This is a genomic window from Pseudomonas edaphica (assembly GCF_005863185.1).
GTDB lineage: Bacteria > Pseudomonadota > Gammaproteobacteria > Pseudomonadales > Pseudomonadaceae > Aquipseudomonas > Aquipseudomonas edaphica.
In genome coordinates this window covers 1-4,220 of record NZ_VBVZ01000540.1, presented here as the reverse complement: position 1 = coordinate 4,220, position 4,220 = coordinate 1, and the positions used below count along the sequence as shown (strand labels likewise).

Annotated in this window: 3 protein-coding genes; 2 read left to right on the top strand and 1 reads right to left on the bottom strand. The window is 63.8% G+C overall.

The annotated features are described in order from the left end of the window. Positions 1 to 65 precede the first annotated feature (65 nt). Positions 66 to 938, bottom strand: a complete 873-nt coding sequence (locus FEM54_RS26040) for a LysR substrate-binding domain-containing protein (protein WP_138453608.1) — start codon at positions 936 to 938, stop codon at positions 66 to 68. Between the two features lie 110 nt (positions 939 to 1,048). Here FEM54_RS26040 and FEM54_RS26035 point away from each other — a divergent pair, with 110 nt between their 5' ends. Together FEM54_RS26035 and FEM54_RS26030 are read left to right on the top strand one after the other, a co-directional pair. Next, positions 1,049 to 2,674: a 5-guanidino-2-oxopentanoate decarboxylase gene (locus FEM54_RS26035; protein WP_099548653.1), complete on the top strand. Its 1,626-nt coding sequence runs from the start codon at positions 1,049 to 1,051 to the stop codon at positions 2,672 to 2,674. Further along, a complete protein-coding gene (locus FEM54_RS26030) occupies positions 2,671 to 4,113 on the top strand; it encodes an aldehyde dehydrogenase family protein (protein WP_138453607.1) in 1,443 nt (480 codons plus the stop codon). Before FEM54_RS26035 ends, FEM54_RS26030 begins: the two co-directional genes overlap by 4 nt. Positions 4,114 to 4,220: the final 107 nt, after the last annotated feature.

Genomic DNA, 4,220 nt, shown 5'->3' with positions numbered 1-4,220 from the left:
GCTGATGCCATCGCAGGCAAGCCAGCTCCCACACAAACCCGGTTCCCACAGTTGGATACTCAGTGTTAAGACTGGTGTGCCTCGCTCACCAGCCACGCCATCAACGCTTGCAGCCCAGCCGACGGCTCGATCCCCGGCGGGTACACCAGGTAATAGCCCATCCCCGTCGGCACCCGCAGTTCAAACGGCGTCGCCAGCCGCCCGGCTTTCACATCCTCGCCAATCAGCGCACTGTCGCCAATCGCCACGCCCGAGCCTTGGGACGCCACCGTCATGGCTAAGTCGAGCGTCTCGAAATGATGCCCCTGGGCCAGGTTGCTCAACCGCGTATTCGCCGCTTTTAACCACAACGCCCAATCCCGCTCGTCCCGCGTGGGGTGCAGAAGCACCTGTTGCTGCAAGTCTGCCGGCGTGTGCAAACCGCCGAGTAACGCCGGTGCGCAGACCGGCGTGAGTTGCTCATCAAACAGGTGCCGTGCCTCGGCCGACTGCTCGGCGATGGGCGCATAGATCACCGCCGCGTCAAATTGCTCTCGGCGAAAGTCCACGGTATAGGCCACCGTGGTGGTGAGTTCCACCGGCACCTCCGGGCGTTCCTTTTGCCATTGCATCAGGCGCGGCAGCAGCCAGCGCATCACACAGGTGGAGGCCTTGAGTTGCAGGGTCGCGCGGCGGCTGCCGATCTGCTCCACCGCGTCACCGATCAGGCCGAATACTTGCTGCGCACGCAACGACCATTCACGGCCTTCTTCGGTCAGGCTCAAGCCCCGTGCCTGGCGTTGAAACAGGGCATAACCCAGATGGCTTTCCAGCCCCGCAATTTGACGGCTCACTGCGCCTTGGGTGATGTGCAGTTGCTCGGCGGCGCGGGTGAAGTTGCAGCACTGGGCGGTGACCCAAAACGTGTGCAGCGCGGGCAGTGGTGGAAGGCGTTTCATCGGGGTAAGCCATGACGTGGAGACATGGCTAGTATGACTTTTTATCGATTGTTGCCGCTACGGGCCAGCCGCTCCAATAGCGCCTCGAATCCATAACAAGAGCGACATGTATGGCGACCTGCGGCGAAGTATTGGTCAACCTCCTGGAAAGCTACGGCGTGGACCAAGTGTTCGGCATTCCCGGCGTACACACCGTTGAGCTGTATCGCGGCCTGGCGCATTCCGGCATCCGCCATGTCACCCCGCGCCACGAACAGGGCGCCGGCTTCATGGCCGACGGGTATGCACGCACCAGCGGCAAACCCGGCGTGTGCTTCATCATCACCGGCCCGGGCATGACCAATATCACCACCGCCATGGGCCAGGCCTACGCCGACTCGATCCCGATGCTGGTGATTTCCAGCGTGCAGTCGCGCAGCCAATTGGGCGGCGGGCGCGGCAAACTGCATGAGCTGCCGAACCAGAGCGCGATGATCGCCGGCGTGGCGGCGTTCTCCCACACGTTGATGTCGGCGGCGGAGTTGCCTGGCGTGCTGGCGCGGGCGTTTGCGTTGTTCCAGGCGGGGCGACCACGCCCGGTGCATATCGAAATCCCGCTGGATGTGCTGGTGGAGAATGCCGACGCGTTACTGGGCAGCGAGCCGGTCAGCGTTGCCCGCGCCGGTGCGTCGCCGTCGGCGGTCAAGCAGATGAGCCAATTGCTCGCAGCGGCCAAACGCCCGCTGATCCTGGCCGGTGGCGGTGCCATCGATGCCGCGCCAGAGCTGACGCGCCTGGCCGACATCCTCGGCGCGCCGGTGGCGCTGACCATCAATGCCAAAGGCATGCTGGCATCGACCCACCCGCTGCTGATCGGCTCGACGCAAACCCTGGTCGCCACCCGTGCGCTGGTCGCTGAAGCCGACGTAGTGCTGGCCATCGGCACAGAGCTGGCAGAAACCGACTACGACGTGACCTTCGCCGGCGGCTTCGAGATCCCCGGCGCACTGCTGCGTATCGACATCGACCCCGACCAGACTGTACGCAACTACCCGCCGCACGTGGCACTGGTAGCCGATGCACAGATAGCCGCCGACGCCTTGCTCGCCGAATTGGATAAAACCCCATTGCCTGCCCGCAACCGCGATTGGGGCGCTGAACGAGTCGCGCGTTTGTGGGCCGAACTGGCGCCCAACTGGGACGCTGCCACCCGCGCACAAACCCTGTTCCTCAACACCGTGCTGCAAGCGCTGCCCAACGCCGTGCTGGTGGGCGACTCCACCCAGCCGGTGTACAGCGGCAACCTGACACTGAATCTTGACCACCCACGCCGCTGGTTCAACTCCTCCACCGGCTACGGCACCTTGGGCTACGCCCTGCCCGCTGCAGTCGGTGCCTGGCTGGGCCGAGGTGACGGCCAGCCGGTGGTGTGCCTGATCGGCGACGGCGGCCTGCAATTTTCCCTGCCGGAACTGGCCAGCGCGGTAGAGGCGCAGGTGCCAGTGATTGTGCTGCTGTGGAATAACCAGGGCTATGAAGAGATCAAGAAATACATGCTCAACCGCGCCATCGAACCGGTCGGTGTGGACATCTACACCCCGGACTTTATCGGCGTAGCCAAGGCCTTGGGTTGCGCCGTAGAAAGTATCCAGGGCGTCGAGCAATTGCGCAGCGCGTTGCGCGCCGCCGCGGATCGCCAGGGGCCGACACTGATTGAAATCAACCAAGGGCTCTGGATGCAGGAGGTGGCGGTATGAGCGCAGTCTTGAACGGTGTGTTTATCAACGGCCAATGGCAGGCGGGCCACGAGGTGCTGGAGGTGATCAACCCGGCTACCGAAGCGACCTTGGCCCATGTCAGCGTGGGCGATGCCTCAGCAGTGGAACTGGCGGTCGACGCAGCCAGCGCGGCTTTTGTCGACTGGTCGAAAAGCAGTGGCCGTGATCGCGGCGCCCTGTTGCGCAAGGTCGCCCAAGGTGTGAGCGAGCAACGTGAACAACTGATGCAGTTGCAGTCGAGCAACAACGGCAAGCCGCTGTTTGAAGCGGCTATTGATGTGGATGACGTGATTGCCACCTTCGAATACTACGCGGGCATCTGCGACGCAATGGACGCAGGTCAAGACTGCAAGGTGGCATTGCCCAGCGACGATTTCAGCGCACGCCTGCGCCGCGAACCCTGTGGCGTGGTGGGTTTGATCGTGCCGTGGAACTTCCCGATGGTGACCACCGCCTGGAAGCTTGCCCCCGCGTTAGCGGCCGGTTGCTGCGTGGTGCTTAAGCCGTCGGAAGTCACGCCCCTGGCGGAGTTGCAATTGGCGCGGATTATTGCCGAAGCAGGCTTCCCGGCGGGTGTGTTTAACCTGGTGTGTGGCACGGGGCTGGCGGTCGGTGCGCCGCTGGCTGCGGACCGTCGCGTGGCGAAAATTTCCTTTACCGGCAGCAATGCGGTGGGCGTGCAGGTGATGCAGCGCGCCGCCGAAACCATCAAGGGTGTGAGCCTGGAACTGGGTGGCAAATCGTCGTTGCTGGTGCTGGCCGATGCCGACCTCGACCTGGCAGTGGAGCTGGCCTGTGGCGGTGGTTTTTTCAATGCCGGGCAGATCTGTTCGGCCACCAGTCGCGTGCTGGTAGCCGACAACCTGGCGGATGAATTCCTGCAGCGTTTGCAGGCGCGGGCTGAAGGGATTCGCGTGGCCGACCCGTTTGCCGAGGATGTGGAGATGGGCGCGCTGATCAACCGTGCGCAGTATCAGCGGGTGCTGGGGCATATCCAGCGTGGTATCGACCAAGGCGCGCGCTTGTTGTGCGGCGGCGCTCGCCCGGCTGATCTGGAAAAAGGCTTTTTCATTCGCCCGACAGTGTTTACCGACGTGCCGCTGGACAGCGCCTTGTGGAATGAAGAGATCTTTGGTCCGGTGCTGTGCGTACGACGTTTTGCTACGGAGGCCGAGGCCATCGCCCTGGCCAACGACAGCGATTTCGGCCTGGTCGCCAGTGTGGTGAGCGCCAATGCCGAAGCCGCCGAACACGTGGCCAATGCCTTGCAGGCGGGCCTGGTGTGGATCAACGCACCGCAGGTGATCTTCCCGCAGACGGCATGGGGCGGCTACAAGCAGAGCAGTATCGGCCGCGAGCTGGGCCCGTGGGGGTTGGCGGCGTTTCAGGAGATCAAGCACGTGATTCGCGCTAGCTGACACCACGGTCCCCTGTGGGAGCTGATGATCGTTCCCACGCTCCGCGTGGGAACGCAGCCCAGGACGCTCCGCGTCCCAAGAGCGGACGCGGAGCGTCCATTGAGGCA